We start from the raw sequence: 17203 nt of genomic DNA on the forward strand, positions 1-17203 counted from the left end.
GGGGCGTGCTCCCGATGGCGGTGGATCAGTCGAGATTGTTGGTGACTGACACTGTGCAATCGGGAGCAAGCCCCCTCCCACATTTGGCTTGGGCAGGCTTTGGGTTTTGGGTCTGTATGCCGAAATTCCGGTAATGGCTTACCTGGCGACCTTAGTGAAGGTGAACCGGTCCGGTGCGATTCACCGAGGTCCAGTGTGGGAGGGGGTTTGCTCCCGATGGCGGTGGATCAGTCGAGATTGCTGGTGACTGACACTGTGCAATCGGGAGCAAGCCCCCTCCCACATTTGGCCTGGGCAGGCTTTGGGTTTTGGGTCTGTATGCCGAAATTCCGGTAATGGCTTACCTGGCGACCTTAGTGAAGGTGAACCGGTCCGGTGCGATTCACCGAGGTCCAGTGTGGGAGGGGGCTTGCTCCCGATGGCGGTGGATCAGTCGAGATTGCTGGTGACTGACACTGTGCAATCGGGAGCAAGCCCCCACCTTTTGATCCGCGTTTGCCTGGGCCGGCTGAGCAAGTGGCTCATGCCAGTCTTGAGCTTCCTCGGAACCACCCACAAAAACCAATGTGGGAGGGTTATTGTTCCTGGCTGCAGTTGCGCGCGGTGATGCCTTTTTCCTTGGCGTATTGTGCGGCGGAGGCTTCGATGATCGGGCGCAGCAGGGCGCGGTCGGCTTGTACCCAATCGCTGATCAGGTTCCAGTGTTGGCCGTCCCACTGCTGGAAGCGCACGGCGCCGCCGCCTTCGTGGTCGGCGCAGGACAGTTTCAGCGGTTGCACCAGGCCCTTGGCGCCCAGTGCCTGCAAGCGTGCATCGTCCAGGTTCAGGTGTTCGAAGCCCCAGCGCACTTGCTCACCGGTCAATGGCTTGTTGCCGTATTTTTCCTGGGCCAGACGCACGGCTTCGACGTTGAGAATGCCGTTCACCACCCCGAGGTTGTAGTACACCGTCCCGAAGCGCTTCGGATCGGCCAGGTTGCCTTTGCCGGCGTCGACCACGCTTTGCTTGATGCCTTGCAACACCGGGAAGTCGGTGCCGGACGGGTGCGTGGTAATCGAGATAAAGCCCTTGGCGGCGGCGCCGGCCGGTACCACGTCTTCTTCCGAGTTGCTCCAGATATTGCCGATGATGTGATCGGCCGGGTAACCGACTTTCTGCGCGGATTTAAGCGCCACCGGGTTCATCACGCCCCAGCCGCGCAGGATCACCCAGTCCGGCTTGAGGCGGCGGATATTCAGCCACTGGGACTGTTGCTCGTTGCCCGGATGCGGCACTTCGAGCAGGGTCAGCTCGAAACCGGCATTTTTCGCCAGGGTTTCCAGCACGCCGTTGGTTTCCTTGCCGTACGGCGAGCCGTGGTAGAGCACCGCGATTTTCTTGCCCTTGAGTTTGTCGGCGCCGCCTTCGCGTTGGCCGATGTAGTTGATGATCGCCGAGACTTCCGAATACGGGTTCAGTTGCAACGGGAACACGTAGGGGAACACGCTGCCGTCGGTGGAGTCGGTGCGGCCGTGGTTGATGGTGATCAGCGGCAGCTTGTCGGCGGTGGAGCGATCCAGTGTGGCGTAGGCGATGCCCACCGACAGCGGGTTGGTGGCGGCGGCCGGTGCACCGTTGAGGCCACCTTTGAGGCGCTCATAGCACTCGACGCCTTTTTCCACCACGTACTCGGTTTCGCACTCGCTCCAGGTCAGCTTGACGCCGTTCACACCGCCCTTGGCGTTGATGTATTGCAGGTAGTCGATAAAACCGCCGAAGAAACCCGTGCCGCCGGCCGCATAAGGGCCGACCCGGTAGCTCTGCAATGGGAAGTATTGTTCGTTGGCGGCCTGGACGTTCGCCGTGAGCCCGGCGGTGATCAAAGCCAGGCCCAGTGCCAGGCGGCGCAGCGATGTACGGTGTTTCATAGAGGCGTTTCCTCGGGAAAAGCTGGGGGTGGGTTGTTGTGGGGTGAGAAAAAACGGATTCAGTAACGCAGCGGCCAGACCCTGGCCCGCTGGCGAAAGCGCTGCCACAGCCGCGCCAGGCCCTGGGGTTCTTTGATGAGGAAGGTGATGATCAGCGCGCCGAACAGCATCTTCTGGATGTTTTCCAGTTGGCCTGCGTCCATCAAGCCGGTGGGCAGCAGGGCGAAAAGATGGGCCAGCAGGATCGGGAACAGCACGATGAATGCGGCCCCCAGAAAATTGCCGAGCACGCTGCCCAGGCCACCGATGATGATGATGAACAGCACCTGGAACGAGCGGCTCAAGTCAAAGCCGTGGGGTTCCACCGTGCCCAGGTAGGCGAACGCCCACAGCGAGCCGGCGACGCCCAGGTAGAAGCCGCTGATCGCAAAGGCCAGCAACTTGGTCTTCAACAGGCGAATGCCGATCACGGCGGCGGCGGTGTCCATGTCGCGCACGGCCATCCAGTTGCGCCCCAGCTCGCTGCGCACCAGGTTCTTACCCAGCCAGAACAGCGCGGCCACCACGGCCAGGGTCAACACATAACGGCCGCGCGGCGAGCTGAAATCCAGCCCGGCAATCAGCAACGGCGGCGAGGTGATCACGCCGGACGCATTGTCGTTGGTAAACCAACTGAAGCGCGTGAGGACCCACTCCACCACGAACTGCGCGGCCAGGGTCGAGACCAGCAGGTAAAAGCCCTTGATGCGCAGGCTCGGCAAGCCGAACAGCACCGCCACCAGTGCGGCGATCACCCCGCCCAGGGCGAAGCTCACCAGCAGCGGCAAGCCGGGGACGCGCAATTGCAGGTTGTAGGCGGCAAACGCGCCCACTGCCATGAACGCCGCCGAACCCAATGACAATTGCCCGGCATAGCCAGTCAGCAGGTTGAGCCCCAGCCCCGCCAGGGACAGCACCAGCAGCGGCACCAGAATCGCGCTGAACCAATAGTCATTGCCCAGCCACGGCACTGCGAAAAACGCGAACCCCAGCAGCAGCCACAGCGCGATGCGGTCCTGGCACAGACGGAAGGTGCGGCGCTCGGCCGCGTAGGAGGTACTGATTTGACCGACTTCTTGATACAGCATGCAGGCATTTCCTCAAGGACAATCAGACCCGTTCGATGGCGCGCTCGCCGAACAACCCGGCAGGCCGCACCAGCAGGAACAGCAAGGCCAGGACGTAGGGCACCCAGTTTTCTATGCCGCTGCCGATGAGCGGACCGAGGTAGATCTCAGCGACTTTTTCACTGGCACCGATGATCAACCCGCCGACAATCGCGCCGCCGATGGAAGAGAAGCCGCCGATGATCAGCACCGGCAGGGCCTTGAGCACCACCAGCGACAGCGAGAACTGCACGCCCAGGCGCGCGCCCCAGAGCAACCCGGCCACCAGGCCGACAAACCCGGCCACGGCCCAGACCAACGCCCAGATGCGCGGCAGGCGAATACCGATGGAAATGGACGCCAACGGATCGTCGGCCACGGCACGCAACGACAGGCCCACGCGAGTTTTGTTGAACAGCAATGACAGGGCGATCACCAGCACCGCGGCGGTGCCGGCGGCGAACACGTCGAATTGCGAGAGCAGCATGCCGCGGATTTCCAGCGGTTCGTCGGCGATGCCCAGGTCCAGCCCATGCACCTGCGCGCCCCAGAGAAACTGCGCGAAGCCTTCGACCATGTACGACAGCCCCAGGGTGGCCATGAACAGGATGATCGGCGGCCGGTTGACCAGAGGCCGCAGCACCACTTTTTCGATCAGCAGCGCCAGCACCACCATGCTCGCCAGGGTCGCCAGGAACGCCCAGAAGAACGGCACGTTGCGCTCCAGCAGGCTGACGAATGTCAGCGCGGCGAACAGCACCATGGCGCCCTGGGCAAAGTTGAACACCCCCGAGGCCTTGTAGATCAGCACAAAGCCGATCGCCACCAGGGAATACATCACGCCCGCCAGCAGCCCGCCGATCAGCACTTCAAAGAAAAATTCCATGCTCAGGTCCCCAAATAGGCCGCGATGACATCGGGGTTGGCGCGCACCTGTTCCGGGGTGCCGTCGCCGATCTTGCGACCGTAGTCGAGCACCACCACGTGGTCGCACAGCCCCATGACCACGCCGATGTCGTGCTCGATCAACACCACCGTGGTGCCGAATTCGCGGTTGATGTCGCGGATGAATTGGCTCATCTGCGCTTTCTCCTGGGCGTTCATGCCGGCCATGGGTTCGTCCAGCAACAGCAGGGTGGGCTCGGCCGCCAGTGCGCGGGCCAGTTCGACACGTTTTTGCAGGCCATAGGGCAGGGTGCCGACCAGCACATGGCGCCAGGGATGGATGTGCAAAAAGGCGATCACCTTTTCCGCGTGCAGGCGGTGCGCGTCGTCTTCACGGGGCGCACGGCCGATGCGCAGCATCTGTTCGAGCCAACTGCTGCGGCGCTTGAGGTTGCGGCCGGTGAGCACGTTGTCGAGTACGCTCATGCCCTTGAACAGCGCGATGTTTTGAAAGGTCCGTGCAATCCCGCCTTCGGCCGCCTGATGGGCGCGCATGCGCCGCCGGGTCTGGCCGGCGTAGCGGATGCTGCCGCTCTGGGGGGGGTAGACGCCGTTGATCACATTGAGCAACGAGCTTTTACCGGCGCCGTTGGGGCCGATCAGCCCGCAGATATCGCCAGCCTTGACGTCAAAGCTGATGGAGGTGATGGCCTTGATGCCCTTGAACGACAGGGAGATGTCATCGAGCCGCAGTAATACCGATTCAGTGGGTGCGTGCATGGAAGGCTCGTCAGGCGGATTGAGACAACAGGTGGTCGGTGGTCGCGTGGTGCTGCGGTTCTTGCCAGGTGCCCGGACGAATGCCCAGCGCGCCGAAGAACGCCGCACTTTCCGGCGTCAGCGGCGGCCCCACCAGCAACGGCACGCGCAGGCGGCTCATGCCCAGCACATCGCGCAACGGGCGCCGCACCAGCCAATGGCCGAGCCATCGGCGCACGGCCCAACGGCTCGGTTGCAGGGCCCAGTGATACACGCGGTGGCTGAACGAGCCCGGCATCGGCAGGCGTTCACGCACCCACCGTTCCAGGCGCGCATAGGATTCACGGGTGCCCAGCACCAGGGTGGGGCCCAGCTCCCGGCGGTCGGTATCGCGGGTGGCGAGGGCCTCGGGAAAATTCAGGCGAAAGCCCGCGTGCAGCCACGGCGCAAGCAGGTAGCGCGCCTGTCCGCTGGCGGCGAACACCCGCGCGGCCAGGGCTTCCTCATTGGCGCTCAAGTGTTCGCGCTCGACCAGGGTGCGTGCGCCGACGAGCAACTGATCGTGGTTCAGGCGCAGCGTCGTGTCGGCATGAAAGACAAACGCGGTGTGGCCCGATTGCGTGGCGCAGGCCGGTGGTGGCGTGTCCGCGATCAAGTCGGCGTAGGCGATCAAACCGCCGTCCAGGTGCTGATTCAGGCCGCGCCCATCGAGGTACAGCACCACTTGGCGCTCATCGAGTTGTTGCAACGCGTCCAGGTCTTGCGCCAGCACAAAGCGCGGCCGCAGCGCCGCCAGCAGCGCGCGGTTATCGCGGTCGGGGTCCAGCAGCGTGACGCTGCCACCCAACCACTGCGCGGCCAGTGCGAGCAGCAACGCTTCGTGACGCGCCTGGCTGATGATCAACACATCATCGCCAGGTCCAAAGTCGCGCTGGTGCAGGGCCGCGGCGAGCTGGCCGACCTCGTTCGCCAGTTCGCTCCAACTGCGCGTGTGCCAGATGCCCAGGCGTTTATAGCGCAAGGCAATCGCCGCGCCTCGGGTTCGGGCTTGAAGCAACAGTGCCTGGGGCAGTGTTTGCGGCATGGGGGCCTCCTTCGGGGTTGATGCGAAGGTGATTGCACACGCCGTGCCAGAGGGATAAGTGCTTTTAATTCAATGAGATAGATCTGTTTTTTGTGAGATCGTCCTGTGTTGATTCAGCACAAGCTGTCCAACTGCTGTTGTTGCAACAACAGCCGATTGGGGGGCGTGACAGGAGGGTCGTTCGCATTCGCCTTGACGAGATCCTGGGGCATTCGGAGTCGCAGTTGCATTGCCCGACCGATGGCCCTATTACCGCCTAACGAGTCATTGCGCAGTGTCTCTAGGTGATGTCACTATGCAATTACTTGCGTGTTAACTCGCTAATACTCCACGTCTACCCGCCAGCTTACTTCCCAACACCGCAAATTCTTCTCAACGACGATCGCCTGCGCGGGCTTTTGCCGATGAGTGCCCGTACTCGACACCTTGGCTCGCCAGGAGGCTCCATGATGGCCGAACGAACCCTGCACTTTATCTCCGGGTTGCCACGTTCCGGTTCGACGTTGCTGTCGGCCTTGTTGCAGCAGAACCCGCGTTTTCACGCGCACATGAGCAGCCCCTTGGCCGGACTGGTCACCAACCTGATCAATGGCATGGGCGGCAGCAATGAATATTCGTTGTTCATCTCCGACCCGCAGCGCCAGCGCATCCTGCGCGGCCTGTTCGAGCAGTTCTACGGCGAAGAGTTCGCCCAGCCGGTGGTGTTCGACAGCAACCGCGCCTGGTGCGCGCAGATGCCCCTGCTGCACAGTCTGTTTCCCCAGAGCAAGGTGATCGCCTGTGTGCGTGACGTGCCCTGGATCATCGACAGCGTTGAGCGGCTGGTGCAGAGCAACATGTTGTTGCCTTCGGCGCTGTTCAACTTCCAGGCCGGCGGCACGGTGTATAGCCGCGCCGATATGCTGGCGAATGCCGAAGGCATGCTCGGCTACCCCTACAACGCGCTCAAACAGGCTTTTTATGGCGCCCATGCCAGCCGTTTGTTGCTGGTGCGTTACGAAACCCTGGCCAGCGATCCGCAGGCGGTGCTGGACGGCATTTACGCGTTTATCGACGAGCCGGTCTTCAGCCACGACCTGCACAACATCCAGTTTGACGCCCAAGAATTCGACAAGCGCGCCGGCACCCCTGGCCTGCACGATGTCAGGCCCAGCGTGCAGGCGCTGCCTCGGCCGACGCTGTTGCCTCCAGATGTATTTGCCCGTTTTACCAACGATGCCTTCTGGCAACACCCACAAAACAATACGCAAGGGGTTCGGATTCTATGAACGGCCCGGATGCGACTCGAAGTACAGCACTGGAGCGGTCTAGATGAACAAGGGCATTTATCGGTTGGTATGGAACACCAGTCTGGGGGCGTTGCAGGTGGTTTCCGAGGCCGCGAAGTCGAAAAGCTGCGGTGGTTCGGGAACGCGCAGTCTTGGCGGGCAGTGCAAGGCCATGGTCTGGCCCCTGGCATTGCTGTCGTTGAGCATGGCGAGTTCCGCCTGGGCAATTCCCCGGATTACCGTCACCACGGGCGCCGATGCCGGCGCCGGGTCGTTGCGCGAAGGCTTGAGTTCGTTTGGCACGGTGCTGATCGACCCCAGTGTCAGCAGCATTGTCCTGAGCTCGAATGTGGCGGCGGCCAACGGGCTGACCTCGTTGACCGCCTCCGCACCGCTGACCATTACGGGCGCGAGCCTGGCTGGTAGCGGCGGCTCGCTGAGCTTGAACGGCTCTAACGCCGGCACGTTGACGACGGCGATTTCGGGTGTGTTTACCGGCACTGCTTCCAATACGGGGTCGGCGTCCAATGGTGTCGCGGGTGCTACAGGGGCCTATTCCCGAATAGGTACCGCTGGCGCAGGTAGCGCAGGGACTGCTGGCAGTTATGTTGCCCGCACGGTCAATGCTTCCAGCGCCGTCAGTGGGAGCTTTTTTGCCCTCACCAACAATGCCACGGTGACCGGCGGGGCGGGTATGTCCATAGTGGCGGCAGGAAGCGGCGGAAGAGGCGGGGCCGGCGGCAACAGCAACTATTCTAATTCGGGGACACACGGTGGCACCGGCGGCAACGGCGGCGCGGGTAGCAGCGGTGGCGTAAGCGCTAGTGGTGGCGCAGGTGTTTCGGGGAGTTTTTTTGCGCTGGTCAACAACTCCACTATTTCCGGCGGTAACGGTGCCAATGGTGTTGCCGGTGGCGCGGGCGGAGCGGGAGGCAACGGTGGCAATTGGGGACAAAATGGCGGCAACGGCGGTAACGGCGGCCGTGGCGGTAATGGCGGTACCGGCGGTGCTGGCGGTGCTGGCGTATCGGGTGCCGGTATGCAGGTGTTCAATACGGGGACGATTCAGGGCGGCAACGGTGGTTTGGCAGGCACCGCAGGCCAGGGGGGCACCGCAGGCTCGACAGGGTATGGCTATTACTACGCAGGTTCGTCAGGCCTAGCGGGCAGCTCCGGCCTGGCAGGCACCGCCGGCGCGGGCGGTGTGGGTCTTGTGTCGACGGGCAATTCGACTATCCATAACGCCGGGACCATCGCCGGCGGCTTCGCCAATGGCGCAACGGGTGTGCGGGCCAATGCCATCGAGCTGTCCGGGGGCGGCAACACCCTGGTCCTGGAAGCCAACTCGGTCATCCTCGGCAAGGTCGTGAGCCACTCCGGCAGCGCCGATACGTTGGCCTTTGGCGGCGACATCAACGCGGTGAGCAACCGCTTCGACCTCGGCCAACTAGGGACCGTGGGCAGTGCCGCGCAGTACCAGGGTTTTGACAGTTTCGAAAAAGACGGCACCAGCACCTGGACGCTCACGGGCACCGACACCGTCAGCAGGATCTGGGCGGTGAAGGCCGGCACGCTGGTCCTGGACGACAGCGCACAGTTGGCGGGCGCGCTGGGTATCCAGAACAGCGGCACGCTCAACACGGGCACCGCGTCCATCGCCGGCGGCGTGATCAACGCCGGCAACCTGAGCATCGGCACCGTCGCGACGCCATATGCGACGTTGTCGATTGGCGGCGATTACACCCAAGGCAGTCATGGCGCGCTGAATATCAACGCGTTCAGCACGTCGCAGTACAGCAAGCTTGCGATCACGGGCAATGCGTTCCTGGCAGGTGCCCTCAATGTCGATGTGAAGTCGGGCAACACTCTGGACATCGGTAATCAACTGCTCAATGTGGTCACGACGACCGGCCATATCAGTGGCACCTTCGACAGCGTGAGCGACAACAGCCTGCTGTTCAATTTCACCCCGACCTACACCTCCAACAGCGTCAGCCTGAATGTGCTCGCCGATGGTGCTGGCAACGGCGGCGGTGGCAATACGGTGCTGGGCAGCGTCCAGGCCCTCGGCAACTCGCCGGCTCGCGGCGCCGCGCAGGTGCTGGACGGTATTGTCGCCAGCAACCCCGGTGGGCGTCTGGCCGGCTACTTCATCCCGTTGAGCACCGAGGCTGAAGTCTCCAATGCCGTGACGCAGACCTTGCCGATACTGGCGGGCGGCTCCACTGAGTCGGCGCGTACGGCGTTGAGTGGTATCAACGGCGTGATTCAGGGGCGCAGCGAGGCGGTTCGCGGGTTGTCGTCGGGCGATGCGGCCTTCACCGACCAGCATCTGTGGATCAAACCGTTCGGCAGCTGGGCCGACCAGGAAAGCCGTGGCGGTCTCGCCGGGGCCAAGTCAACGGTGGGCGGTCTGGCGTTCGGCCTGGATGCCAGCCTCAACGACCGTTGGCTGCTCGGCACAGCGTTCATCTACGCCAATGTCGACACGCGCAGCAGTGGCGACACCGCGCGCCAACAGTTGAAGACCAATGTGTATCAGTTGGTCGGCTACGGCACGTACCACCTGGACGACACCACCGACCTGAACTTCCAGATCGACGGCGGCCAGAACCATAACGAAGGCTCACGGGATATCGACTTTGCCGGGTTGCAGGCCAAGTCCAACTACGATTCCTGGACGGCCCACGCTGGCGCATCCCTGGACCGAACCTTCCACTTGAGTACGGCCACGCGCTTCACGCCGTCGCTGCGTGCCGACTACACCTGGATCAAAGACGAGGCTTACCGCGAAAAAGGTGCGCAAGACTTGGACCTGAGCGCCAAGAGCCGCTCCACCGACCAGTTCATCCTGGGCGTCGACGGCAAGCTCAGCCATGACTTGACCCAACAGGTCAGTGTCAGCGGCAATCTGGGGGTGGGCTACGATTTCCTGGCCAGCCGCGACTCGATCAGCACCAGCTTCGCCGGGGCGCCGGGTGCCAGCTTCACCACCTATTCGGGCGATCCGCAACGGTGGTTGGTGCGCGGCGGTACGGGGCTGAACTATCAGGTCAACGGCCAGTTGCAATTGGGTGTGCGCTATGACGTGGAGAAACGCACTGACTACCTCAATCAGACCGCTTCAGCCGAAGCGCGCTGGGCGTTCTAGCCCGGTGTTGCGCGCACGCGGCCTGCTGACGGGGCTGTTCAGCCTGTTGCTGGCCGGGTGCGCGGCTGCGCCGAATCAGCTCGAACTCACGCGGCAGGCGCAGACGGTTGCGCAGGCCAGCGGGCTGGTCATGGCGCAGGTGCCGACCGAGCGTTTTGTCCTCACCGGTTTTTACCGGATCACCCGCCCGGACCTGCCATTGACGGTGTATATCGAAGGCGACGGCTTTGCCTGGCGCACGCGCAGCCAGCCCTCGTCGAACCCTACCCCGATCAATGCGCAAGGGCTCAAACTCGCCGCAGCGGACCCGGCACCGAATGTGCTGTACCTCGCTCGGCCCTGCCAATTCACGCCCATGGCCGTCAACCCGCGCTGCGAGGTCAGTTATTGGACCGGCAAGCGTTTCGCCGAAGACGTCGTCGTGGCGATGAACCAGGCTATCAATCAGTACACCGCCCGCGTACCTGGGCAGCCGATTCATCTGGTCGGCTACTCGGGCGGTGCCACTATCGCCGCGCTGCTCGCCGCCAGGCGCGGGGATGTCATCAGCCTGCGCACGGTGGCGGGTAATCTGGATGTGGACGAGGTCAATCGCCTGCACCGGGTAACGCCGATGCCGGGCTCACTCAACGCCATCGACATCGCCCCGCGATTGATCGACCTGCCGCAAATCCACTACACCGGCAGTGACGATTCGGTCGTGCCCCCGGTGATTGCCCAGCGCTTCGCCGCTGCGACCGGCGGGCACTGTACGCAGGTGCGCGTCGTGCCGACGATGCGTCATGACAGTGACTGGGCGCGGGCGTGGCCGGCGCTATCGAGTGAACCGCCACGCTGTATGAAGAGAGCCGACGATGAACGATGAATCCATGCTGCCCGGCTCCCCGCGTTTTGGTCACAAGGGCGCCGTGATCTGGCTCACCGGGCTGTCGGCCTCGGGTAAATCATCGTTGGCCAATGGGCTTGAGCACGCGTTGTTGGCGCGGGGTTATGCCTGTTATGTGCTGGATGGCGACACCCTGCGCAAAGGCCTCAATGCCAACCTGGGATTCAGTCCCGAAGATCGTGGTGAGAACATCCGTCGGGTCGCCGCCGTGGCGGGGCTGTTCGCCGATGCCGGGTTGGTGTGCATCGTCGCGGTGATCTCACCGTACCGCGCAGACCGGGCGCTGGCGCGCCAGGCGTATGCCCGGGGTTTTCATGAAGTCTATGTGGCGGCGGACTTGCAGACGTGCGAGGCGCGGGATCCGAAGGGTTTATACCGTAAGGCGAGGGCGGGCGAGCTGAGCCAGTTCACCGGCATCAGCGCGCCCTATGAAGCCCCGCTGCAACCGCAGTTACGGCTTGAAACCGCGGGGGAATCCCTGGAGGCGAGCGTGGCAACGCTGCTGGGCTATGTGCTGGAAAAAATACCGCGACCGCTCAAGGCCGATTAAGCGCAATCACGTCGGGTCGCCCGTTGAACGGGCGACCTTTCGCGGTGCGAATCAGCGATTGAAACGCTCGACCAACGCATATTGGGTGGCGGCGGTATTGGTCAGCTCTTTGCTCAGGTCGTTGGATTGATGGGCCTGTACCGAGGTCTGGTCGGCCAGTTCAGCGATGGTGGTGATGTTGCGGCTGATCTCCTCGGCGACCGCGCTTTGTTCTTCGGTGGCGGCGGCGATCTGGGTGGTCATTTCGGTGATATGCGACACCGCTTCGCTGATGCCCACCAGGGCCTGGTCCGCTTCCAGCACCCAGGCCACGCCTTCCTGGGCCTGGCGCTGGCCGTGTTCCATGCTTTGCACGGCGTTGTTGGAGGACGCCTGCAACTGGGTAATCAGCCCGTGGATCTGCGTGGTGGACTGGGAGGTGCGCTGGGCCAACTGGCGCACTTCGTCGGCCACCACCGCAAAGCCCCGGCCCATGTCCCCGGCGCGTGCGGCTTCAATCGCGGCGTTGAGCGCCAGGAGGTTGGTTTGATCGGCGATGCCTTTGATCACATCGACCACGCTGCCGATCTCGTCGCTGTCCCTGGCCAATTGCGCCACGGTGGCGCCGGTCTCGCCGACCATGGCAGACAGGCGTTCGATGGCTTGACGGGTATCGCGCGCCACCTCACGGCCGCGCCCGGTCAGTACATTGGCTTGCTGGGTGGCATCGGCGGTGCGTTGCACGTGACTGGCGACTTCCTGGGTGGTCGCGGCCATCTGGTTGACCGCGGCGGAGACCTGTTCGGTTTCCGTGCGCTGACGATCCAGGCCTTTGGAGCTGGCGTGGGCCAGTTGATCGGATTGCCCGGCCAGGGCGCTGAGTTGTTCGGCGCTGTCCTGCAGGCGCGTGAGGCAGGTCTTCAGGCGCGCGGTCTGGCTGAGGAACGCGGTTTCCAAACGCCCTTGGGGGCCGCTTGCGTCACTGTACATTTGTGCGATCAACGCATCCGAGGTCGAGGGCTCGACACCCGCCAACAGGCGCAAGGTGCTGCCTTGACGCCAGCGCGAGCACAGCAAGCCCACGGGCACCGCGACCGCCACGGCGACCGCAATGGCCACCGGTGCGCTGAGGAACAGCCCGGCAATGCTGCCCGCCACACCGGTTGCCATGTACGGCACGCAGTTCAGGGTTGCCGGTAGCCAGGCATCCTGGCGCGGTACGCCGGCCTTGCCCTGGGTGATGCGCTGGTACAACGCCTGGGCGCGGCGGATTTCATCGGCGGTGGGCTTGACCCGGACCGACTCGAAACCCACCACCTGGTTGCCGTCGAATATCGGCGTGACGTAGGCGTTGACCCAATAGTGATCGCCGTTCTTGGAGCGGTTCTTGACGATGCCCATCCAGGGCTGGCCTTGTTTGAGTGCACTCCACATGTGGGCAAATATGGCGGGAGGTACATCGGGGTGACGCACAATGTTCTGGGGCGCGCCGATCAGATCGGCGCGGTTAAAACCGCTGATATCAACAAACGCGTCATTACAGTAAGTAATGACACCGCGTACGTCGGTGGCGGAGATGAGTTTTTGCTGCGACGTGAGGGATATCTCACGCTGTGTGACAGGCTGATTGTTACGCATTCCGACTACTCCCTGGGTGCACTCATACCATCGGCGCCGACAGGCAAAAGGTTAATGCACATTTGGCATTTAGCCAGCCGCCGGTCAAAAGCCTGAAATTTCCCGATGAAACCCCTCATAATGGCCGCCATTTTTGTTTAGCCCGTTATTCTGGTGTGCCCCCATGGAAATCAAGGTCAACTTTCTCGACAACCTCCGACTTGAAGCCAAGTTCGACGACTTCACGGTGATTGCCGACCAACCCATCCGCTATAAAGGCGATGGTTCGGCACCGGGGCCGTTCGATTACTTCCTGGCGTCGTCGGCCTTGTGTGCGGCGTACTTCGTGAAGTTGTACTGCGACACACGCAACATTCCCACGGACAATATTCGCCTGTCGCAGAACAACATCGTCGACCCGGAAAACCGCTATAACCAGATCTTCAAGATCCAGGTGGAGTTGCCGGCGGATATCGCCGATAAAGACCGCCAGGGCATTCTGCGCTCCATCGAGCGCTGCACCGTAAAGAAAGTGGTGCAGGCCGGGCCCCAGTTCGTCATCGAAGAAGTGGAAAACCTCGACGCCGATGCCCAGGCGTTGCTGATGCCCAACTCGACGTCGCAGGCGGGCACTTACATCGTCGGCAAGGACCTGCCGCTGGAGCAGACGATCGCCAATATGTCGGGCATTCTCGCCGACCTGGGGATGAAAATCGAGATCGCCTCGTGGCGCAATATCGTGCCCAACGTGTGGTCGCTGCACATTCGCGACGCGCACTCGCCGATGTGCTTCACCAACGGCAAGGGCGCGACCAAGGAAGGCGCGCTGGCGTCGGCGCTGGGCGAGTTCATCGAGCGCCTCAACTGCAACTTCTTCTATAACGATCAATTCTGGGGCGAAACCCTGGCCAACGCGCCGTTCGTGCATTACCCGGACGAGCGCTGGTTCCAGCCGGGCCCCAAGGACGAACTGCCGGCGGAAATCCTCGACGCCTACTGCCTGAAGATCTACAACCGCGACGGCGAGCTGCGTGGCTCGCATTTGTACGACACCAACTCCGGCAACGAAGCCCGTGGCATCGTGTCGTTGCCGTTCGTGCGCCAGTCGGACGGCGAGGTGGTGTACTTCCCGTCCAACCTGATCGAAAACCTCTACCTCAGCAACGGCATGAGCGCCGGCAACACCTTGGCCGAAGCCCAGGTGCAGTGCCTGTCGGAGATTTTCGAGCGGGCGGTGAAGCGCGAAATCATCGAAGGTGAGTTCGCCCTGCCGGACGTGCCGGCAGAGGTGTTGGCCAAATACCCCGGCATTCTGGCTGGCATTCAAGGCCTGGAAGCCCAGGGTTTCCCGGTGCTGGTCAAGGACGCGTCCCTGGGCGGGGAGTTCCCGGTGATGTGTGTGACCCTGATGAACCCGCGCACCGGCGGAGTGTTCGCCTCGTTCGGCGCGCACCCGAGCCTGGAAGTCGCGCTGGAACGCAGCCTCACCGAACTGCTGCAAGGCCGCAGTTTCGAGGGCCTGAACGACTTGCCGCAACCGACTTTCGAGGGCCATGCGGTCACCGAGCCGAACAACTTCGTCGAGCACTTCATCGACTCCAGCGGCGTGGTCTCGTGGCGCTTCTTCAGTGCCCGCTCGGACTACGAATTCGTCGAATGGGACTTCTCCGGGCACGGTGAAAACTCCAACGCCGAAGAAGCCGCGACGCTGTTCGGCATTCTGGAAAGCATGGGCAAAGAGTCCTACATGGCGGTGTACGAGCACCTCGGCGCCACCGCGTGCCGCATCCTGGTGCCGGACTACTCGGAAATCTACCCGGTGGACGACCTGATCTGGGACAACACCAACAAGGCCCTGTTTTTCCGCGCTGACATCCTCAACCTGCACCGCCTGGATGACGCTGAGCTGCAGGCATTGGTCGAGCGCCTGATCGAAAGCGAGCTGGACGACTACACCGATATCACCACCCTGATCGGCATCGAGTTCGACGACAACACCGCCTGGGGTCAACTGACCATCCTGGAGTTGAAGCTGCTGATCTTCCTCGCCTTGCGGCAGTTTGAAGAGGCCAAGGAGTGCGTGGAGATGTTCTTGCAGTACAACGACAACACCGCCGAGCGCGGCCTGTTCTACCAGGCGATGAACGCGGTGCTGGAAATGGAACTGGACGAGGACCTGGAACTGGCGGATTACGAAGCCAACTTCCGCCGTATGTTCGGCAATGAACGCATGGATGCGGTGATCGGCTCGGTCAACGGCAGTGTACGGTTCCACGGGCTGACGCCGACCAGCATGAAGCTGGAAGGCCTGGATCGGCATTTGCGCTTGATTGAGAGCTATAAGAAGCTGCATGGCGCGCGGGCGGCGGTGTCTATCCGCTGACGCTGGCACGGGGGTGAGCATCCCTGCTCACCCCAACGATCTATCCCCTCAGATCACATGCGCGCGCTGCAATTCGGTCAGGGACAACGCCTTGAGCCGGGCCAGCAGCGGGTCGCGCCGGTCTCGCGGGTGGGGCAGGTCCACCGTCAATTCCTGGCGAATGCTGCTCGGCCGGTTGTCCATCACCAGCACCCGATCACTCAGGTACAGCGCTTCGTCCACGTCATGGGTCACCAGCAACAGGGCGATGGCATGGTGTGCGGCCAGTTGCAGCAGCAGGTCCTGCAGTTTCATGCGGGTAAACGCATCCACCGCGCTGAACGGTTCATCCAGCAACAGCACCTGGGGGCGTGAATACAGGCCGCGGGCGATGGCCACCCGCTGGGCCATGCCGCCGGACAGCGCCTTGGGCAATGCCTGGGCAAAGCCCTTGAGGCCGACTTCCTCGATCAATTGCGTGACCCAGGCCTTGTCGTAGTGGTTGTCATCGCTCAAGCCGATGTTCTGCTCCACCGTGAGCCAGGGCATCAGTCGCGGTTCCTGGAACACAAAGGCCACTTCGCCTTCCGGGCTGCGCAGTTCGCCCTGGAAGTCGGTTTCCAGGCCGGCAACGATGCGCAGCAAGGTGCTTTTGCCGCAGCCGCTGGGGCCCAGCAGGCTCACGGCTTCGCGTGGTTGCAGCGCCAGGCTGACGTTTTTCAATACGGTGGTGCTGGCGAAGCTTTTACGCTCCACCCGAATGTCCAATAACGGCTGCATGCTCATTGCTCCGCCCCTTGACCATTGAACGTGTCGCGCCAGGCCAGGCAGCGTTTTTCCAGGGCCGCGAGCAGGCCATCGCTGACCTTGCCCAGTAACGCCAGCACGATGATTGCTGCCAGCACGATGTCCGGCCGTGAGGTTTCGCGGCCATCGCTGAGCAAGTAACCCAAGCCTTTGGTGGCCGCGATCAGCTCGGCCGCCACCAGGAACATCCACGCCAGGCTCAAGCCGCTGCGCAATCCGGTGAACAGGCCGGGCAGGGCGGCGGGCAACAGGATGCGGCGCACCAGGCGGCGCCGGCTGAAGCCGTACATTTGCCCGACTTCCACCAGCTTGCGGTCGATGTCGCGGATCGCCGCCACACCGTTGACGTACACCGGGAAGAACGCGCCGATGGCGATCAGCACGATCTTCGAGGTTTCATCGATGCCCAGCCACAGCAGCAGCAACGGCACCCAGGCCAGGCTCGGGATCGAACGCAGCCCGGCGAAGGTCGGCTCCAGATAGGCTTCGGCCTCACGGCTCAAACCGACCCAGGCGGCGAACACCAGGGCCAGGCTGGCGCCGATGGCAAAGCCCAGCAGCACCCGTGCGAGGCTGGCGCTGATGTGCTTCCACAACGCGCCTTCGGCCAGGTCGGTGAGCGTGACTGCGATCTCACTCGGTGCCGGCATCTGGTAGGACGGCAGCCAGCCGATCCGCACCACCGCTTCGAGGATCACCAGGATCAGCACCGGCAGGGCCAGGCCCTTGAGCCGTCTGGGCCAGGCGCTGCGCCGGATCACCAGCGGTGCGGGAAGGGGCAATGCTTGGCTTTTGCTGGTCAT

The 17203-nt window shown here is 62.9% G+C and carries 13 protein-coding genes and 1 pseudogene; 5 read left to right on the top strand and 9 right to left on the bottom strand.

Going from position 1 to position 17203, the window contains the following annotated elements:
- Positions 1–575: 575 nt before the first annotated feature.
- Genes ACLH0J_RS17440 through ACLH0J_RS17460 form a run of 5 tightly spaced genes read right to left on the bottom strand, consistent with a single transcriptional unit; the run spans position 576 to position 5780 of the window.
- Positions 576–1907 (bottom strand): ABC transporter substrate-binding protein, encoded by a 1332-nt coding sequence (locus ACLH0J_RS17440; protein ID WP_411388304.1) that lies wholly within the window; start codon positions 1905–1907, stop codon positions 576–578.
- Between the two features lie 59 nt (positions 1908–1966).
- Positions 1967–3034 carry a branched-chain amino acid ABC transporter permease gene (locus tag ACLH0J_RS17445; RefSeq protein WP_411388305.1) on the bottom strand — a complete coding sequence of 356 codons (1068 nt, stop codon included), beginning with the start codon at positions 3032–3034 and terminating at the stop codon, positions 1967–1969.
- A 22-nt stretch (positions 3035–3056) separates the two neighbouring features.
- Positions 3057–3938 (bottom strand): branched-chain amino acid ABC transporter permease, encoded by an 882-nt coding sequence (locus tag ACLH0J_RS17450; protein WP_411388306.1) that lies wholly within the window; start codon positions 3936–3938, stop codon positions 3057–3059.
- A gap of 2 nt (positions 3939–3940) precedes the next feature.
- Positions 3941–4717, bottom strand: coding sequence for an ABC transporter ATP-binding protein (locus ACLH0J_RS17455; protein ID WP_411388307.1), 777 nt, complete (start codon positions 4715–4717; stop codon positions 3941–3943).
- 10 nt (positions 4718–4727) lie between these two features.
- Positions 4728–5780 carry an AMP-binding protein gene (locus ACLH0J_RS17460; protein WP_411388308.1) on the bottom strand — a complete coding sequence of 351 codons (1053 nt, stop codon included), beginning with the start codon at positions 5778–5780 and terminating at the stop codon, positions 4728–4730.
- 449 nt (positions 5781–6229) lie between these two features.
- On the opposite strand from ACLH0J_RS17460, the gene ACLH0J_RS17465 reads away from it, so the two are divergent.
- From ACLH0J_RS17465 to cysC, 4 genes are read left to right on the top strand one after another with little or no spacing between them, the layout of a single operon-like run.
- Entirely contained in the window at positions 6230–7048 is an 819-nt protein-coding gene (locus tag ACLH0J_RS17465; protein WP_411388309.1) for a sulfotransferase family protein, read from the top strand.
- A gap of 43 nt (positions 7049–7091) precedes the next feature.
- The gene (locus ACLH0J_RS17470; RefSeq protein ID WP_411388310.1) at positions 7092–10199 is read left to right on the top strand and encodes an autotransporter domain-containing protein; all 3108 of its coding nucleotides are present in this window, start codon (positions 7092–7094) and stop codon (positions 10197–10199) included.
- 4 nt (positions 10200–10203) lie between these two features.
- A complete protein-coding gene (locus ACLH0J_RS17475; RefSeq protein WP_411388311.1) occupies positions 10204–11064 on the top strand; it encodes an alpha/beta hydrolase in 861 nt (286 codons plus the stop codon).
- Positions 11054–11635: an adenylyl-sulfate kinase gene (cysC, locus tag ACLH0J_RS17480; RefSeq protein ID WP_411388312.1), complete on the top strand. Its 582-nt coding sequence runs from the start codon at positions 11054–11056 to the stop codon at positions 11633–11635. Before ACLH0J_RS17475 ends, cysC begins: the two co-directional genes overlap by 11 nt.
- 51 nt (positions 11636–11686) lie before the next feature.
- On the opposite strand, the gene ACLH0J_RS17485 is transcribed toward cysC, so the two are convergent.
- Both ACLH0J_RS17485 and ACLH0J_RS17490 read right to left on the bottom strand, forming a co-directional pair.
- Positions 11687–12784: a methyl-accepting chemotaxis protein gene (locus tag ACLH0J_RS17485; protein ID WP_411392850.1), complete on the bottom strand. Its 1098-nt coding sequence runs from the start codon at positions 12782–12784 to the stop codon at positions 11687–11689.
- 201 nt (positions 12785–12985) lie between these two features.
- Positions 12986–13252, bottom strand: a pseudogene (locus tag ACLH0J_RS17490) (PAS domain-containing protein); the annotation flags it as partial.
- Between the two features lie 163 nt (positions 13253–13415).
- Between ACLH0J_RS17490 and ACLH0J_RS17495 the strand changes: the two are divergent.
- Complete coding sequence (locus ACLH0J_RS17495; protein ID WP_411388313.1) at positions 13416–15614, top strand: OsmC domain/YcaO domain-containing protein; 2199 nt, start codon at positions 13416–13418, stop codon at positions 15612–15614.
- A 48-nt stretch (positions 15615–15662) separates the two neighbouring features.
- Here ACLH0J_RS17495 and ACLH0J_RS17500 read toward each other — a convergent pair whose 3' ends face one another.
- Complete coding sequence (locus tag ACLH0J_RS17500; RefSeq protein WP_411388314.1) at positions 15663–16379, bottom strand: ABC transporter ATP-binding protein; 717 nt, start codon at positions 16377–16379, stop codon at positions 15663–15665.
- Positions 16376–17203 (bottom strand): ABC transporter permease, encoded by an 828-nt coding sequence (locus ACLH0J_RS17505; protein ID WP_411388315.1) that lies wholly within the window; start codon positions 17201–17203, stop codon positions 16376–16378. The genes ACLH0J_RS17500 and ACLH0J_RS17505 overlap by 4 nt, the downstream gene beginning before the upstream one ends.

It is taken from the genome of Pseudomonas sp. MPB23 (assembly GCF_046605395.1).
Lineage (GTDB): Bacteria > Pseudomonadota > Gammaproteobacteria > Pseudomonadales > Pseudomonadaceae > Aquipseudomonas.